Origin of the sequence: Granulicella rosea, from assembly GCF_900188085.1 — a bacterium.
Lineage (GTDB): Bacteria > Acidobacteriota > Terriglobia > Terriglobales > Acidobacteriaceae > Edaphobacter > Edaphobacter rosea.
The window spans coordinates 1,269,763-1,287,977 of sequence record NZ_FZOU01000001.1; the positions used below are offsets into that span (position 1 = coordinate 1,269,763).

General features: G+C 58.7%; 9 protein-coding genes. 6 read left to right on the forward strand and 3 right to left on the reverse strand.

The window, feature by feature from the left end; genetic code table 11:
- Window positions 1-208: 208 nt before the first annotated feature.
- The 5 genes from CHB87_RS05365 (at window position 209) to CHB87_RS05385 (ending at window position 14,210) form a co-directional block, all read left to right on the forward strand.
- Window positions 209-3,631, forward strand: a complete 3,423-nt coding sequence (locus CHB87_RS05365) for a TonB-dependent receptor (protein WP_176441604.1) — start codon at window positions 209-211, stop codon at window positions 3,629-3,631.
- 158 nt (window positions 3,632-3,789) lie between these two features.
- A complete protein-coding gene (locus CHB87_RS05370) occupies window positions 3,790-6,147 on the forward strand; it encodes a beta-glucosidase (RefSeq protein ID WP_089407313.1) in 2,358 nt (785 codons plus the stop codon).
- Window positions 6,148-6,381: 234 nt separating this feature from the next.
- Window positions 6,382-8,535, forward strand: a complete 2,154-nt coding sequence (locus CHB87_RS05375; protein WP_176441605.1) for a glycoside hydrolase family 55 protein — start codon at window positions 6,382-6,384, stop codon at window positions 8,533-8,535.
- Between the two features lie 104 nt (window positions 8,536-8,639).
- The gene (locus CHB87_RS05380) at window positions 8,640-10,664 is read left to right on the forward strand and encodes an NHL repeat-containing protein (RefSeq protein ID WP_142988228.1); all 2,025 of its coding nucleotides are present in this window, start codon (window positions 8,640-8,642) and stop codon (window positions 10,662-10,664) included.
- 150 nt (window positions 10,665-10,814) lie between these two features.
- Window positions 10,815-14,210 carry a hypothetical protein gene (locus CHB87_RS05385; RefSeq protein ID WP_089407316.1) on the forward strand — a complete coding sequence of 1,132 codons (3,396 nt, stop codon included), beginning with the start codon at window positions 10,815-10,817 and terminating at the stop codon, window positions 14,208-14,210.
- A gap of 241 nt (window positions 14,211-14,451) precedes the next feature.
- On the opposite strand, the gene arsB is transcribed toward CHB87_RS05385, so the two are convergent.
- On the reverse strand, window positions 14,452-15,567 hold the full coding sequence (arsB, locus tag CHB87_RS05390) for an ACR3 family arsenite efflux transporter (RefSeq protein WP_089407317.1): 1,116 nt from the start codon (window positions 15,565-15,567) through the stop codon (window positions 14,452-14,454).
- Window positions 15,567-16,184, reverse strand: coding sequence for an ArsR/SmtB family transcription factor (locus CHB87_RS05395; protein ID WP_245817827.1), 618 nt, complete (start codon window positions 16,182-16,184; stop codon window positions 15,567-15,569). The genes arsB and CHB87_RS05395 overlap by 1 nt, the downstream gene beginning before the upstream one ends.
- Before the next feature lie 65 nt (window positions 16,185-16,249).
- Between CHB87_RS05395 and greB the strand changes: the two genes are divergently transcribed.
- Window positions 16,250-16,945 carry a transcription elongation factor GreB gene (greB, locus tag CHB87_RS05400; RefSeq protein ID WP_245817828.1) on the forward strand — a complete coding sequence of 232 codons (696 nt, stop codon included), beginning with the start codon at window positions 16,250-16,252 and terminating at the stop codon, window positions 16,943-16,945.
- A gap of 247 nt (window positions 16,946-17,192) precedes the next feature.
- Here greB and CHB87_RS05405 read toward each other — a convergent pair whose 3' ends face one another.
- Window positions 17,193-18,149, reverse strand: coding sequence for an RluA family pseudouridine synthase (locus CHB87_RS05405; protein ID WP_245817829.1), 957 nt, complete (start codon window positions 18,147-18,149; stop codon window positions 17,193-17,195).
- Window positions 18,150-18,215: the final 66 nt, after the last annotated feature.

The following is an 18,215-nucleotide window of genomic DNA, read 5'->3' on the forward strand; positions in this document are numbered from 1 at the left end:
ATGTCAAGACAAGCGTTCCATGATCTGGGTCGCCATGACGCGCGAAGTCTCGCGGTGCGAGACGGCAAAAAAAAATCATGGACGATTGACAGCGGCAGTTCTGTCTGCGTAGACTTGCGCCCATCATAAGTTAAGCTCTTAACAAGAGGTGTTTTGCATGGTTTGCTTCACGCGGTCTCGCTTTCGTTTGTCTCCTCTCGTATGTGGAATGGCGTTGATTTGCACCACGATATTCCTGACTCCCGACATGTGGGCGCAACAGGATACGGGGAGCATCGTAGGGAACGTGCGCGACAGCTCCGGCGCTCTGCTGCCGAATGCCGAGGTGAAGATCACCAACGAGGAAACCAATCTCGGTTCGACGTTCCATAGCGATGAGAAGGGTTTCTACATCTCGACCGACTTGCCGGTGGGGCCGTATTCCGTGGAGGTAAAGGCGGCCGGCTTTGCGGCCATATTGGAACGGCACGTGATCGTGAATGTGGCGAGCCGTGTGGAAGTGGATGTGGCGTTGAAGGTGGGCAATCAGGAGATGGTGGTGACCATCGACTCTACGATTCCGCCGATGGATACGACCAATGCCACGCTGGGCGCGGTGATCGACAGCCGGGCTGTCGAGAATCTTCCTCTGAACGGTGGCAATGTGCTGGCTCTGGCGGCGTTGCTGCCGGGTGTGGTTTCGGCGGTGGGAGCCGATAGCGAAGGATTCAACAACCGCGGCACGGACTTGACGGCGATCAAGGTAGGCGGCGGGGCTACAGGAGCCAACGGCAATATTCTGGATGGTGTGAACAATCTGCAGACGCAGATTGGGGAAGTGGCGATCAATCCGGGAGTGGATTCGATTCGTGAATTCCGCATTCAGTCGGGCGTCGTTTCGGCTCAGTATGGATTTACGTCGGGCGGCATCATCAATCTGATTACCAAGACTGGATCGCAGAGCTTTCACGGCAGCATCTATGAGTATTTTCGCAACGATGCAATGGATGCACAGAATGCGTTCGCCAATCAGGTGACGGGCAAGCCGGAGTTGCGCTACAACCAATATGGAGCTTCGCTGGGCGGTCCGCTGTTCAAGGATCGGATCTTCTTTTTCGCGAACTATGAAGAATATCGCTATGTGGGCACGACGCCGGCGTTCACCAGTGTGCCGACGCCGCAGGAGCGCACAGGGGATTTCAGCGACCTGCTGGATACGAATGGAAATCTGATTCCGCTCTACGATCCGACTACGACGACCACGGTAGGAACGGTGACCACTCGTCAGACATACACAGCGGAGTACAACGAGCCGACGCCGAATGTGATTCCGGCGAGCAAGATCGATCCAGTGGCGCTGAAGATTCAGAACCTGTTTTACCCGCTGCCGAACAATACGCCGACCAATGCATACACCCACACGAACAACTACGCGAGCACGAGCCGAACGCTGAGCTCGCAGCGCCGCGGCGTCGCGCGTTTCGATGGCAAGCTATCGGAGGCGTTGAACGGATTCCTGCGGTTTGGATATTACGAGAACAAGACGAACAACGCGGGGATCTTGCCGAGTCCGATTGTGAGCGATCGCAACGACGATCTGCGGAATATGGACCTGGCGATCGGCGTGACGCAGATCTTGTCGGCGAACAAAATCAATGAGACCCGGGTGGCAGTGGAGCGCACGGACTTTCCGTTCGAAGCCGCGAGCTACGGTCAGAATTGGCCGGGGCAACTGGGGTTGGCGAATGTGCCGGCCGACACCATGCCGCAGATCAGCAATGGCCTGCCCGCATTCAATGTAACGTATGGTTACCGCGCGTCGACGCAGACGCAGTTGATGGACGACTTCACCTGGATTCCAGGTAGCCATACCCTCCACCTCGGAGTGGACCTGCGTCTGAACCAGGCCGATAACAACCAGAACAATGCGCCTTCAGGCACGTTCTCCTTCACCAGCAATCTGACGGGAAATCCTAAGTCGCAGGCCGGCACCGGGAGTGCTTACGCGAGCTTTCTGACAGGTTATACAAACAGCGCGAGCGACGTCGCCGTGCGCGGTACAGCGTTTCGCACGGCCAGCGCCTCGGGGTACATCCAGGACGATTGGCGCGCGATGTCGCGTCTGACCGTGAATGTGGGGTTGCGCTATGACTATCAGGAGCAGCCGTTTGAACAGAACAATGGAGTGAGTTCGTTCGACCTGAATGGAACCGACCCGGTCTCCGGCTTTCTCGGAAAGACGATCTATGCGAACACGGGTGGCTATGGGCGCAATTTCTTCCAGGAAAATTACAAGGACTTTGGGCCGCGCATTGGATTTGCCTACACTTTGGCCTCGGATGGGCGAACCGTTATACGGGGCGGCTATGCGATCTACTATAGCTCGAACGTCAACCAAAGTTATTTTGGGTCGAACAACGGGTTCGGTTCCGTCACGACCTCGTATACGGCGCTCAATAGCAACAGTGCCGCCCTGCTGCTGAAGAACGGTTTTCCGGCGCCACCGCCACAGCCGCAAGGCGCGGCTGCAGGGCCGTCGGCATTTCTGGGACAGGCGGCGTTCTATCAGGATCCCCATGCGCCTTCGTCCATGTCGCAGCAATATACGCTTTCGTTTGAGCGGGAACTGCCTTCGCATGTAGTGGTGGATGTGGCCTATCTCGCGAACCACGGAACGCACTTTGTGATTCCTTCGATCAACATCAACCAACTACCGTCTCAATATCTGGCGATGGGAGACGCGCTGTTGACGAGTGTCAAAAACCCTTACGCGGGCAAAGTTCCAGGAACACTCGGCGCGGCCACGATCACGTTGGCGAACTCATTGAAGCCTTATCCCTACTACACCACGGTGACCAACTATCAGCCGCATTATGCCTCCTACTTTGGCAACTATGGCTACCTGAGCGTTCAACGGCGCGCTCAGCATGGGCTGCAGGTGTTGGGTTCCTACACGTATGGGAAGCTGCTGGCTCCGCCGATCTATGTGCCGATCAATCAGGCGGCCACGGGCACCTCGACGCTTACCGGGGCGTATCAGAACTCTTACGATCTACATGCCGACTATGGGGTCGACCCCACGGATGTGACGCATAATGGAACTCTCTCTCTCATCTATGAGCTGCCATTCGGCCAGGGCAGGCGTTGGTATAGCCATGGACGAGGCGCCAGCTTGATCGGCGGTTGGCAGTTCAGCTCGATCGTGATTGCGCAGACGGGACGTCCCCTTAGCATCTCAGGCGCCAACAACCAAAATATCGCGACGCGGCCGAACTTTCGGCCGGGCTACAGCACCCGGCTGGCGCACCGCTCGAAGTCGGAGTGGTTCAATACGGCGGCTTACGTCAACCCTCCTAACTGGACTTATGGCACGATTCCTCGCGTAGATTCGCGGACACGAGGGCCTGGTGCATGGAGCCTGAACCTCTCTGTGTTCAAGACGTTCAGCCTTCCGAAGTCCTTCGCGATGCAGTTCCGAGCCTCGGCGTTCAACGCGCTGAACCATGTGAATCTGGGGCTGCCGAATACGACCTTCACCGCTGGCCCGGTGGGTTCAGACGGGTTCAGTACAAACATCAACGGGGCGTTTGGAGTGATCAGCAGCGCGGCAAGCCCGAGAACGATGCAGCTGCAGTTGAAGATCTATCGCTGAGCATGACCTCGCGGTGAACTCATAAAGAAAGAGAAGCCATCTTGAAACATACTGCATGCATTCTGGTCCCGGTAGTCTTTCTATTCACTCTGCTGGCTTGCCCCTGTCAAGGGCAAGCCACGCAGCCGGAGAAGGTCTTAGACGAGCGTGTGGAGCGCATGCTCGGCAAAATGTCGCTTGCGGAAAAGCTCTCTCTGCTGGGCGGCCACGATATGGAGACGAGTGCGGCGCCATCGGTGGGACTGCGTGCCCTTCGCATGTCGGATGGCCCGATGGGCATCAAGGGCAAAGAACCGGCCAATGCGATGCCCGGGGGAGTATGCCTTGCTTCTACGTGGAACCCAGGGCTGGCTCATGCAATGGGCACGGTGCTCGGCGAGGATGCGCGTGCGCGAGGCGTCGATATTCTGCTGGGGCCGGGTGTGAACCTGTTGCGCTTCCCGGTGGGTGGAAGAAACTTCGAGTATTTCAGCGAGGACCCGAAGCTGACCGCTGCGATGGCTGTGCCCTATATCCAGGGTGTACAGGAGCAGGGAGTCGTGGCGACAGTGAAGCACTTTGCGGCGAACAACTCGGAGTTCGACCGTCATGGAACGAACGCGCTTGTGGATGAGCGCGCACTGCGGGAGTTGTATCTGCCGGCGTTTGAAGCGGCGGTAAGGCAAGGCCACGTGGGCGCGGTGATGACGTCGTACAACCTCATCGGTGGAGAACATGCTTCGCAGAATCGTACGCTTGTGCATGATGTGCTGGAGTCCGAGTGGAAGTTCGACGGTGTGGTGATGTCGGACTGGGGCTCGACCTACGATGGCGTCGCGGCGGCCAGGGCCGGGCTAGGAATCGAGATGCCATGGGGAAAGCATATGAATGCCGCCACGCTGGAGCCCGCTCTGCACGATGGGCGCCTGAGCGAGACGGAGATCGACGACAAGGTGCGCCGCATACTTCGAATGGCGATCCGATTTGGGTTGGCGGACAGGCCCGCACTGCGATTGGACATTCCGAGGTTTCGTCCGGAAGCGTTGGACGTGGCTCGAAGGATTGCTGAAGAAGGAATCGTTCTATTGAAGAACGACCGTTCCGTGCTGCCATTCGGCGACGATGTAAAGAGTGTGGCGGTGCTGGGGCCGAACGCGTTTCCGCTCGTGGCGAGTGGTGGAGGCAGTTCGCATGTCGGCGGATGGAGCGATGTGAGTGTGGTGGAGGCGCTGGGTGGGCATGTGAAGGTGTTCTATGACCGTGGGATCTCTGCGCCGGAGGAGATCTTTGCGAAGACGGAGTTTCGCGGTGGATTGAAGCGAGAGGTATTCGCGAATGGCTCGTTCACGGGAGTAGCGCAGGTCAGCCGGGTAAACCGGTTGGAGTATGCGACCGGGCAGCGCGCTTCGTCCGAGACTGGAGCGCAGAGAAGCGTGCGATGGAGCGGGGACTACGTGGCAAGCCATGCGAGTGAGTATCTTGCGGTGTTGGGAACCGATGCGCATGACCGCTGCGAACTCTTCGTGAACGGTCAGCGGGTGCTGGAGGCTTTGGCGCATGAGATTGTTTCGCCACCAACATGGGGGCGGGTATACCTTCCGCAAGGAGCGTCGAGCGTGAAGCTCGAGTGCGCCACCAAGCTCCTGGCGCCGGAGGCTGGCCTTGGACTTATCGCCGTGGATGAGGCGGTGCATCCGGAGGGGCTTGCGTTGGCGGCGAAGGCCGATGCCGTGGTGCTGGCGGTGGGCTTCGACAACGCGACCGAGTTCGAGGGGATGGACCGCACCTTCGCCTTACCCGTGGGGCAGGACGAGTTGATTCATGCCGTGGCGGCGGTCAATAAGAGGACGGTAGTGGCGCTTACAGGTGGTGGCAATGTTGCGATGTCCGGTTGGATCGACCGGACGCCCGGGCTTCTACAGGTGTGGTACCCAGGCGAGCAGGGTGGGTTCGCCCTATCGGAGGTGCTGCTGGGTAAAGTCAATCCGTCGGGCAAGCTGCCCGTGAGTTTTGAGAAAGAGCTGACCGACAATCCAGCGGCTGCGAACTACTACCCGAAGCCGGGTAGTCCGGATGTGAGATACGCCGAGAGCGTCTTCATGGGGTATCGCTACTACACGAGCCGGCGCGTGGAGCCGAGGTTTCCATTTGGATTTGGCCTGTCGTACACACAATTCGGATTGAGCGATCTGAAGCTGGACCGTACGACGACAGATGGAACGCAGACGATCGGTGTAAGCGTGACGGTTAAGAATGAAGGTAAGAGGCGTGGAGCCGAGGTGTTGCAGGTCTATGTCGGTTGTCCTTCGACGCAGGTGGAGCGGCCTTTGAAGGAGTTGCGTGCCTTTCAGAAGGTGGACCTCGGGGCGGGTGAGAGCTCGACGGTGCATCTTGCGTTGACGGAACGCGACTTTGCCTATTATGGCGTGTCGCAGCATCGCTGGGTTACGGAAGATGGGCTCTGTCGCGTGATGGTCGGCAACTCTTCGACGAACACTCCGCTCGACGCGAGCTTCGCAATTCATCACGAAAAGTAGACCCGGTGCAGATCGCGCAACGGGGATGAGTCCCAGCGGGCCACGAAAGAAAAGACTTGACAGTGAACGGATGGAAGCGGGAGAATTCCGTCGTTGAAGTTAACCGCTTAACTTAACCCTGAGGAAACGAGCATGCTTTCCATGAGAAATATGTGTTCCTGCACGATGGTCGTGGCGTGGAGTGCAGTGGTGGCAATCCTGTGCTGCGGGTGCGCGAAGGCGCAGACTGCTGGAATGTTGTCCGTCAGTCAGACAATCAACATTCCGTCCGACGCCAATGTCGTCAATGTCCAGACTTACGGCGCGGTGGGCGATGGCGTAACCGACGATACGGCGGCGATCCAAAGCGCGCTGGAGGCGGCTGCGCCTGCGGCCGGCTTGCCTGCTCCATATACCGGTGAGTACAAGTACGTGTATTTCCCGTCAGGCACGTATCTGATCTCCGCCAAACTGACGCGCTATGCGATCAATGGTAGCGGAGTCCAGGTTCCCGATTATGGCTTTCAATTTCTCGGACAGGATAAGAGCAACACGATTCTGAAGTTGAAAGACAACACGTTCACATCGACGACGACGGCGACGCCGATGATCGAGACGGAATCGCTGGGCTATACGCATGGGGTCTCGGCCTTTCACAATTCGATCGAGAACATGACGATCGATGCAGGCAGCGGCAATCCCGGGGCCACGGCGATCAGTTATCTGGCAAGCAATATGGCGGTCATTCGCAATGTCGTGATTCAGAATACGAGCTCGTCGGGAAGTATTGGCGTAGGGATCGATATGACGCGGCTCAGCACGGGGCCGGCATTGATCGAGAACGTGACGGTGAACGGCTTCGCGCATGGTATCCAGACGGCCTCGGCGCTGGCTTCGATCACGTTGGAGCACATCTCGCTGATCAATCAGACCGGCGACGCCTTGGTGAACACGGACAATGTGCTGGCGATCAATGAGTTGTACACGGATGGGTCAGGTAAGGCGATCGCCAATCTTTCGTCCGGCACGAACCAGGTGAACGGACTGGTTGTGGTGAGTAATAGCAGCCTGAATTCGACAACCGGGTCGTCCGTGCTGGTAAGCGATTACGGAGCGATCGTATTTCACAACACGACATTCAGCAACGGGCAGACGTTCTTGAGCGGTGGCACGGCGGCGGAAGGTGTGTTGACCGGATCGACCACAGGAGCTTTGACCTGGTCGTCCGGTACGGCGCCGCTGCTCAGTTACAGCAGCGCAACGCCGGTCGTCGATACGCCAGTGCCGGCTTACGATGCAAGCGGCTGGGTCGCGCCAGCCGCAGGTTCGGCCAGCGCCGACTTCACCGTGAACTACTCCGGATGTGCTCACGCATATGGCTGCCTTCCGTCAGGAACATCGGCCGTGGATGCGACATCTGCGATTCAGTCGGCGCTAAACTCAGGGGCTTCGACAATCTATCTGCCGCATGGCGTGTACTACGTCAGCGCACCGTTGAACGTGCCCACGACGGTGAATCGGATCATTGGATTCAGCTCTTCGCTGCGAGTGATGTCGACGGCGACGTCATGGCCGGCGGGGCAGGGGGTCTTCCATATTGCGACGGCGATGGGTGGAGGGTGTCCGGGTGGAGGCACCTGCGCGCCGCTGGTGATCGAAAAGATCACCTTCGATGCGACGGATAGCAGTTACTCGTTCAATCATTCGCCAGGGTATGCATTCGATGTGGTGAACCCGTCGACGTCGACGACGGCTACGCAGCGCGACGTCGTGTTGCGCGATATTCATGCTACGTACAATCTATCGATCAATCGCCAGACCTATGGGGGACGCGTGTTCTTGGAGAACTTTGCAGGCGGCTCCATGCTGCTTGCGGGGAGCAATCTGGTTGCGGGCCGGCACTTCAACAGCGAGACGCACAGCAAGCCGGCGGCGGGCGTGATTGGCACGACACGGATCAATAACAATGGCGCTCCGTTATGGTTGCTGGGCTTCAAAACGGAAGGTCCGGTCAACATCGTCGACAATACGGCAGGCTCGGTGACCGAGGTTCTGGGTGGATTTTTTTACACGGCGCCGAGTTACAGCTCGGGCGCGGACGGAGATACCGTTCCATCGACGACGTGTGCGAATGCAACCTCGCCCGTACCATCGACGACATCCACTCCCTCTCTCTTCATCGACACGACCGGTTCGCAGATCGAGGCCAGCTTTGTAGAAGAAGTTTCGTTGCTGACGGAGAACGGCGTAACCCAACTTGCGGCGGACAGGAGCTTCCCGTTCTACGCGGCTGTGCCAACGGCGAACACCTGTCAGGCGGGCGGAGGCTCTTTTCCAGGTTCGATTCAGCGCGGGCCGGGAGCCGCAACGGGCGAGGCTGGACATATCGTTCCGCACCTGAAGCAGTAGAAGACTAAAGAAGAAATTTGTGATGTGGAGATCGGCAAATGGGTGAGTTATATATGACTGTTCGGGCCAGTTGGAAGCAAAGCTGCAGCGTTGCGATCCTCCTGATGTTTTCCTGTTGCGCGCTGCTGCTGACGGGGTGTGGGATAGGCGCCACGCCGGCGGCTATGGAGCCGACTGCAATCGGTCCACTCATGGGCAATGTTCATGGCGGACAGCAGCCGGTCAGTGGCGCGAACGTTCAGCTTTATGCCGCGGGCACGTCGGGTTACGGTTCTGCTGCGAGACCCCTCGTGAATTGCGCCGGCGCGCCGGATAGCAATAGAGTTCACACCGCTCCGTGCGCGGGCGTGTCGACGGATGCCGCCGGGAGCTTCACGATCACTGGAGACTATACCTGCCCACCCGGAGCGTACGTCTACATCGTGGCCAAGGGCGGTGTGCCGGGTGGGTCGAACGTCAACTCCGCGCTGGCTCTCATGACGGGCCTGGGTGCATGCAGCTCTCTGACCTCCTCGACATTTATTTCGATCAACGAGGTGACGACCGTGGCGACGGTCTTTGCGCTCCAGCAATTTATGGTCGCGACTTACGGGACCGCGGGCGCGGAGAGCATTGGAACGTCGTCCACGAATCTGACGGGGCTACAGAATGCGTTTGCCAGCATTCCGTTGCTGGTGAACACCTCGACCGGACAGGCGCCTGCATCGAGCGCGGTGAAGGGCACGGTCAACACGACGGCGGTGACTGTGAATGTCATCAATGAAAATGCGAAGTTGAATACGTTGGCGGACATCCTGGCGTATTGCGTGAACAGCAACGACACAAGCTCGATATCGTCTGCATGCGTCAATCTCTTTGCGGCAGTCCAACCGGCCGGGCAGGCCAACGCGCCGGCGGATACCATTCAGGCGACGCTCGATCTTGCGCTCAATCCTGGGAATGTTGGGACGAGCAGCAGCGGGCCGGCGCAATATCTATCGGCGGATCTACCATTCCTGCCGAACCTGGGCTCTTCATTGCCGAACGATTGGACGCTTGGCGTGTCCTACTACAGTCCGACAGCGACCAAGTATCCCTCAGGCACGGGAACGTCCTCCGGATTTCTGCTGAATGGCTACGGCCTTACCGTCGATGCGAATGGCAATGTGTGGGTCTTGAATGCCGCCAGTGTCAGCGAATTGGGGCCGGGGGGTGTGCCATTGGCCCAGATTTTCAATGGAAGCCTCAGTGCTGCGCGTGGCATCGCGTTCGATACCAGTGGCAATCTCTATGTGACGAACAGCGGCTCTGCCGGCGCCGGGGCGATTATGAAGTATGCCGGCGGCGCAATCACAAGCTACACGGCGCCTTCCGGATACACGGGCTTGTATGGGATTGCCGCCGACGGTTTGGACAACGTCTTCAGTGTGAGCGGGACGGGAATCTCGGCGTTGCTGGAGCTGCCGGCCAACTCCTCATCGGGCGCAATCCTGAGTGTCGTTCAGCCCGTGGGCGCGGCGGCATATACGCTGGCTGTCGATCCAGCTTACAACGTCTGGGTCACCAGCACGACGGCCGTGGATGCAACGGAGGCCCTGGCTACCTGCACCGGAACGCCCGTAAGCTCGTGCAGCTATCCCTCGACAGCGTTGACCTATACAGGAGGCCCCAGCGGTATGTTCAGGCCCTTCGGTATCGGCTTCGACTCCGCAGGTATACCCTGGATTGCGAATTCAGTGGTTGGGACCAGCGGAAACTATCTGACACAACTCACACCGGGAGTGACTTCAGCAGGTATGGCAACGGCTGTAGGTGCGGGAGGCTTGAACAACCCTCAGTACCTCGCAGTCGATGGCGCCAATCATATTTGGGCGCCCAACAACGGTGTGACAGCGAACACGGGGTCTTCGGTGAGTGAGTTCGATGACACAGGAGCGGCTATCTCGAGCAACGGTTATGTGCATAACTTTTCAGGGCCACGGGGGATTGCCATCGATGCATCGGGAAACGTCTGGGTGAGCGATCTCGCAGGCGGGCAAAATTCGACTGGATCGTCGGTCGTGGTGACAGAGGTGATTGGGGCGGCGGCTCCAGCCGTGACGCCACTCGCACTTGCGGTAAAGAATCATGCGTTCGGCGTGCGGCCGTAGATGGACTCAGCATTCCTTCCGTATCCGGCGGCGCCAGAATTGCAATCTTGCGCCGCTGGAAAATGGGGTTGAGCCGTAATGCATTTGAGGATGAGAGATATGTTGTCGTTTGCTCCGAAGTTGATACGTCTTCTGCCAATCTTTGGTGCGATGTGGATTGCTGCCGTCGCTCACGCCGATACGATTGGCCTGGACGCGGGCAAGCTCCAGGACCCTGGAGCGTTCGCGGTGCGCAGCGCGGAGCAGCTTAGCTATCTTTCCGACATTGCGGGAACGGGAAATCTCATGCCGGCCTCCGGTGCGGTGCTGTTGCCGCATGCAGGCAAATGGCGGCTCTTCGTCAGCTCGCTCAGCTTCGCGGACGACGGGAAAGATATGCGCCAGTTCAGCGTCCGTCTCGGAGTTCGAAGATCGTCGACGATCTTTGGAGGTCATCATCGTACGGTCAATCACGAGTTCTGCTTCGAGGACGGCGGCGTCTACGATCTGCCCGCCGGACCTCTTCTGATTGTTGTGGGTGAGAAGAATACTCGAAACGCGAACATTGGCCAGATTGTACTAACCGATGACATCAAGGCGGACGCCACGGCAAACCCGGATCTGCTGCTGCATGCGGCGCCCGCGCAGATAACTCCTCTCACGGTGACCTTCGATGAAAAACCTTCACTGAAGCCCGCGGCAGTTACGCTCAAGAGTGCGCCGGAGGTGGAGATCTCGAACGACAGGGTGAAGCTTGCGTTCTACAGCTCGTTGGACGGACGCGCCCTGGTGCAGCGTGTCGCGGTCCGCGTGGGCAAGGCATGGAAGGATCTACCGGGCTCCGACTCCGCCGAAAGCTATCGCGTGCTCTACCGACCGGTCGATAGCGATCCAATGATGCAGAATCGCGGTCTACAGCATCCGACCTGGAAGCTCGATCTTGCGCCTGCGGTCACGCTGTCTGCCGGGGAAGGAAAGATTCGATCGCACCTCGGTCCAAGCACGACGCCGTGGCTTTCGGGCCAACTCTTTCCTCTGCGACCGATCGCCGCGCACAAGATCGATGCACACACAGTCAAGCTGGATTTCGCTTCGCTGCCGATAGGCGTCATGACTGCGACTTGGCATCTCGAAGAAGGCGACGCCGCAGCGCATGTCGGCATCAGCTTCGATCTCTTGAAGCCGGGTTATATCTCCATGGGATACCACGGCGCGGTGGTCGACACCGTCGAGCAGACAGACTTCATGCTGCTGCCATTCCTGTGGCATGGACACCGTTTTCCGGAGAAGCCCGTGCTCACCATCAACGCGATGACGCCCACCCCCATGGCGCTCATCGCGCGACAGGGTATTTCTTATGCTCTGACGGCCGATCCCAAGGACATTCCCTTCGCGTGGCCCGGCCCGTTGAGCGCGCCCTTCGGCTTCGGTATGCGGAATGAAGATGGAGAGGCGCAGCCGTTCCTCTACTCGCCTGTGATGGGTAGTCCCGAAAGCCTGCACAAAAAGGCCGAAGTGGCGACCATGCACTTTCGCGTGCTCGCGGAAGAGGCTGACTGGAAGGCCGCCTATCGCGACATCGCGACCGGTATCTTCGAACTCACGGACTATCGCGAACCCGGAGACGCGTCGCTCTCCGATACCGCAATGAACCTCTTCGACCTCCTCAAGACCGACTCCGCCAACGGTTGGAGCGCGCATGGCAAAGGGCCCTGGAATATCGAAGGCCGCAACATCACCACGCAGTCCAGCCCGCTCACGTATCTGAGCTACTACCTGCTTACCGGCGATGAAGATTTCTATCGCAAATATGCACTGCCATCGCTGGAGTTTCTACTCTCGCATCCCAACGTTCACTTCGGCGCGACTCCCGGTTTTGGCGAAGACCTCTGGAATCCGAAGCTGCAGTTGGGGCCGCTTCATTCCTACGGCGCGACCGTCTATGCCAGTGCGTATGCAATGACGCAGGGCGGAGCGCCGATCTTTGGCGAACTCGCAACCAAAGATGGTAAGCCGGCGACAACAGCGGGCGGCTCGCCGACCGTTCGGCTGGACTCGAATAGCGAGGGACATCCCGCGGCCTTCGGCGACGCGCTCCAGCTTTACGTGGTGACCGGCGACAGGAAATGGAAGGACCTTGCCATGCGGTTGGGAGATCGCTATGTCGATGAGCGCATCACGCATCGCAACGAGAAAAACCCCGGCGATCATCCTTTCGTCAACGTCTCCTTTGTGCCCGACTGGGATGGCTTGCTGCGGTTGTACGAGGCCACCGGCGAGCGACGTTATCTCGAAGCGGCGCACGAAGGAGCGTACTGGCTGGTAAGCACACTGTGGACGCAGCCGCTCATTCCAAGGAAGAATGTGGATCTCCATCCCGTCGATCCGAAGCCGCTGCTGTGGTGGCGCGGCGACCGATTCTATCGCCTGGGCATGATGGACGAGTTTGCGCCAGTCGGCGGCAAACGTCCTGCGATTCCGCCACAGCATTATCCAGAGGTGACCGCGCCCGCATGGAAGGTGAGCAACGTGGGTCTCGGCCTGGAGCAGCCCGTGACCTATACGCAGACGCCAACCGACTGGAACATTCTGATGAGCGTATGGGCGCCAAGCCTGTTGCGGTTGGCCGCTTACACCCATGACGACTTATTGAAGACCGCCGCACGCAACGCGACGATCGGTCGCTTCGCGAATTATCCTGGCTACTATGCCTACACGATGACCGATGTCTATCAACGTGCGGATTTCCCCTACAAGGGCCCCGATGCGACGACGATCTATTATCACCACATCCCACCCTTTTCGGCGTATGTGCTGGACTACCTGTTCAGCGATGTAGAAGCCCGCTCCGGGCAGGCGATTCTCTTCCCATCGATGCGACAGGATGGCTATGTGTGGTTCGACAGCAACGAGCGCGGCTTTGCGCCGGGTAAGGTCTATGGCGAAACCGCCTGGGCCTGGCTGCACCGTACGGCGGCTGCTATCGACAATAAGAATATCGATAAGCTGCTCGCGCACAACGACCATACGCTGTTCATCGTGCTCTCCAACCAGGTGAACCGTGCCCAGACGACAAAGGTTACCTTTGACGGCAGCGTGCTCGGCGGCGATCCTACAGGGCGCACGCTGCGCACATGGGTGAACAATCAGCCGGGGAAGCCGATCGCAATAGGCAAGGATGGTGCTTCGGTCGAGGCGCCGGCGCAGGGTCTCGTGGTCCTGGCGCTCGATGGAGCGGCGATTCATGTCCCTACGCATATGACGAAGAACGCCGGCCCGTTAGCGCTTCCGACCGTTGAGGCAAACGAAGTGCAGAATGTTAGCGGCACAGATCTCAAGGCGATAGGAACCTTTATCGCCGCGCCGCCCTTTACCTCACGGGAACTGTATGTGTATGTGCAATCGACCGCAAAGCAATGCAGTGGAGCGACGCTGACCTACAAGATTGGCGACGAGCCGGAACAGACAGCCGTGTTGAAGGAGTTTCCCTGCGAGTTTTCTGTGCCCGTTCACGACATGCTGGCTAACGTGCAGTGGAAGGTGTCGCATGTCACTCCCGGCAGGTAGCTTTCGCACACTCGGCAAAGCAACTAGGTTCCTCTTCAACCGGCCTATTTCAGTATGTCGGCAGCGAATGAGTTGGGGGCGTTGTTGGCCGGTCTTGGCGACTGGTAGTTGAGCTGTCGAATGAGTCGCACGGACACAGGCCGGCTGGCCCGCGTAGGAATCGAGGCGCGACTTTTCTTGAGTAGCGATCTCGGGCGTGGCTCCCGGCGGGCGTTGCTTCGTCCTGGGCTGCAACACTTCGTCAGGGCGCATCTTCGATAGGATGCACCGTAAATTCGGCGTCCGGGAGTCCGAAGTATCGCTTCCGTATCCAGAAGGCGACGTTGACCAGTCCGATCAGAGCCGGCACTTCGATGAGTGGGCCCACGACGCCAACGAATGCCTCGCCGGAATTCAAACCAAAAACTGCGACGGCAACGGCGATCGCCAACTCGAAGTTATTGCCAGCAGCGGTGAACGAAAGAGTTGCGGATTGAGCATAATTCGCGCCTAGCTTCTTTCCCATCCAAAAGCTCGCCAGGAACATGATGAGGAAGTAGATGACCAATGGAACGGCTATCCTCACAACGTCGAAGGGGAGCCGCACGATGAGATCACCCTTGAGGGAGAACATCACCAGAATGGTGAAGAGGAGGGCAATGAGAGTGAGCGGGCTGACTCGCGGAACAAATCTCGTCCGATACCACTCCTCGCCCTTGAGTCGTAAAAGAACCCATCGGGTTACGAACCCGGCCGCGAATGGAACTCCAAGGTAGAGGCCAACGCTTTTCGCAATCTGGGCAATACCGATTTGGACAACGCTTCCTTCCAACCCAAACCACTTCGGAAGCACGGTAAGGAAAGCCCAGGCGTAGACGCTGTAGAAGAGCACTTGAAACACACTGTTGATGGCGACGAGACCCGCGACGTAGTCGGTATCGCCCTCGGCAAGTTCGTTCCAGACCAGCACCATCGCGATGCAGCGAGCGATGCCAATCAAAATGAGACCGCGCATGTATGCAGGTTCGCCGCGAAGAAAGACGATGGCCAGAAGAAACATCAGCACCGGACCGATGATCCAGTTTTGCGCCAACGAGAGCCCGAGCACACGCTTCTTGCGGAAGACCTCGCCTAGCTTCTCGTAGCGGACCTTCGCCAACGGCGGAAACATCATAACGATCAGGCCGATGGCGATAGGAATGTTCGTCGTGCCCGATTGAAAACGATTGACGAATGCGGCCGAACCGGGGACGAAGTGTCCAAGGCTCACGCCGACGCCCATCGCAAGCAATATCCAGAGCGTCAGGAAACGATCGAGGAACGACAATTGCTTTCGGGCAGCAGGAGCGCACACTTGGCCTTGTGTAGGGATCGCCACTAGCAAGCCTCACAGCTTGTTTCCGTAACGGTTCTCGGCAGGGGAGCTCCATCGAGCAGGGCATACTTGGAGGGGGAACAGCACGCCCTTGTGAGCTGTGCCCGGTCCTTCTGCATCGCTTTGTCTTCTTTCAACCAGCCCAGGGTCTGCTTGAGAATCAGAACGGCTCCACTGTGCGGGGGCATCACGATCCGATAGTGCATCCACTTTCCCTCGCGTCGCGCTGAAACGATCCCGGCGCTACGAAGATAGGCAAGATGCCGCGAAACCTTCGGCTGCGGACTACCTATGATCTCGACGAAATAACAGACGCAGACCTCTTGATCTCCCATGAGGTTAAGGAGGCGCAACCGCGTGTTGTCGCCGAGTGCCTGAAAGAATCGTTCGACATTGAAGGATTGCTTCGCCATGTAAATAAATATATACGCCTTGACGAATGCGAAATCAATTTTTATATTCACCGAAGCAAATATGAGGAGGCGGAAGGGTCGGAGCAAATCCAGAAATCGGTCAGGTTGAAAATATGGCGCCGTCGCGGACAGTAATCTCTCGAATGACTGTGCAGGTGCGCAGACGGTCGCTGAGGCCTTCGGATACGCGATCGGGCGGAGCCCCATGAGATCCAAATCCTGTTTCGAGGAGCCATCCGGTCTACCATCCGGTGGAATTCGGTATTACCTCGATGCGTGCGGATGTGAAGCTGCCCCGGCAAAATGAAGAACAGGAGGTGAAGTTTGAGGCTCTCGCCAAGTATCATTCGGTGTGGTGGGAGAACCGCGAGATGCAAAAAGGGTTTACGAGAAGACCGAAGGTGGAGGAGTCCGCGCCGCAGGGTAAGAACTACATCACTCCAAGCGGGCTTGAACGCCTTCAGGAAGAGCGCCGGTTTTTGATCACCAAGGATCGCCCGGCCGTGGTGGCGGTGGTGGCATGGGCTGCCGGTAATGGCGATCGCAGTGAAAACGCCGACTATCAGTACGGCAAGCGCCGGCTGCGGCAGATCGATGGGCGAATTCGCTTCCTTACGAAGCGAATCGAAGCGGCGGAGGTGGTGGATCCGGAGGCCCCGAGAACGGGGCAGCGGGCGACGAGGGCATTCTTTGGCGCAACCGTACGCTATGCCAATGCCGCGGGCGTGGAGCGAGTAGCCAGCATTGTCGGCGTCGACGAAGTCGATCTCGACCGCAACCACATCAGTTGGGTCTCGCCACTGGGCCGCGCGCTCATGAAGGCGGCAGCAGGTGACGAGATCGTGCTCCATGCGCCGCGCGGCACGGAATACCTGACCGTGCTCGACGTGTGGTACGAGCGTATTGTCGTAGAACCGTTCCGCGAACCGGATGGATCCGAGGCTGCCGCAAAGGGACTCGATCGTTGACACGTAGTGGACGGCGACGCCGTGGATGGGTTGATGGCGCATGAGCGACAGCCTGGAGTGGCAAGAGGGAACTGATCGCGTCTCAGTGAATGCATGGGCGATCATGCACTCACCGAGACCGCCGAGTCAGATGGCCGAGGCGCCGCCATCGACAAATAGCTCCGCCCCATTGACGTAGCTGGGGTTAGCCAGCAAAGGCAGCGTGCCGGAGATCGAGAGCGCGGGCGTGCTCTTCAACAACACCGGATCAGGAATCGCAATGCGATAAGAATCCAGACGGCAGAGCTGCCTCGAGTTCGATTCGTTGGTCCGTCATGGGATGGTGGAATCTTAGAAATTGAGCGTGCAGGAGATATCCTCCATCTCCTGGGAGGCCGGGGAGATCTTCCAGTGGCTGGCCGGTTGGTCCGTACAGAGGATCGCCCGCCAGCGGATGACCGATCGAGGCAAGATGGATTCTGATCTGATGCGGGCGGCCCGAATACAGGCTAACCTCGAACGTCGTGGCGCCTGTCGTGCGCGAGATCGCCTTCGCCACCGACTTCGACGGTTTGCCGCCTGGGCTTGCCGCCCACACGGAGCCGATGAGTGGGTGCGGTACGAGGCCGATCGGGGTAAGAATCTCATAGACGTCGTGCTTGGCGGCGCCTTGAGCCAGCGCCCGGTAGATCTTTTGAATGCGGGGTGTATTCCAGTCCGCGGAGAGTTGAGCGGCTGCCTGCGGCGTCTTGGCGAAGAGGACGATACCGGTAGTGGCTCGGCCTAACCGATGCACAGGGTTTGCATCGGGGCTTTGCTTCTGCACCAGGCTCAGCAGCGTATTTTCCATGAAGCCGCCGCCAGGGAGCGTGGGTAGTCCGCTGGGTTTGTTGACGGCCAGCAGGTAGGGATCATCGAAGAGGACTTCGAACTGCTGTGGAGTGTCCGGTTCGATCCAGGGTGGACGGTTCCAGACAAGGATCTGGCCTGAAATGAGCGACTCGTCGCCGGTGGCGGTGACGCCGTCGACGGTGACTTCGCCGTTGTTCAGGTTTTGCTTCCAGGCGGCTGGGGTGGAGTGTGGGTAAAGGGTTGCCAGATGGGTGAGCAGGGTTCGTCCATGATCTTTGTCACGGATAATCGTCGTGTAGGCGTAGCCCCGGTTGAGCATGTCGTTTGAGTGTAAGCGATGGCGCCCGCGGCGGAACTTGCCGGGGACGAGCAAGACCGGACACAAGCCTTTTGTGGACTGACCGGCTACAGTAGGGATAGGCAAGCCGCGCCAGACGCC

What these genes read in the sequence shown, in the direction of transcription:
- CHB87_RS05365 (WP_176441604.1), top strand. Translation starts at nt 209, where the DNA reads ATGGCGTTGATTTGCACCACGATATTCCTGACTCCCGACATGTGGGCG.
- CHB87_RS05370 (WP_089407313.1), top strand. Translation starts at nt 3,790, where the DNA reads ATGCTCGGCAAAATGTCGCTTGCGGAAAAGCTCTCTCTGCTGGGCGGC.
- CHB87_RS05375 (WP_176441605.1), top strand. Translation starts at nt 6,382, where the DNA reads ATGTTGTCCGTCAGTCAGACAATCAACATTCCGTCCGACGCCAATGTC.
- CHB87_RS05380 (WP_142988228.1), top strand. Translation starts at nt 8,640, where the DNA reads ATGTTTTCCTGTTGCGCGCTGCTGCTGACGGGGTGTGGGATAGGCGCC.
- CHB87_RS05385 (WP_089407316.1), top strand. Translation starts at nt 10,815, where the DNA reads ATGTGGATTGCTGCCGTCGCTCACGCCGATACGATTGGCCTGGACGCG.
- CHB87_RS05395 (WP_245817827.1), bottom strand. Translation starts at nt 16,184, where the DNA reads ATGGGGCTCCGCCCGATCGCGTATCCGAAGGCCTCAGCGACCGTCTGC.
- greB (WP_245817828.1), top strand. Translation starts at nt 16,250, where the DNA reads ATGCGTGCGGATGTGAAGCTGCCCCGGCAAAATGAAGAACAGGAGGTG.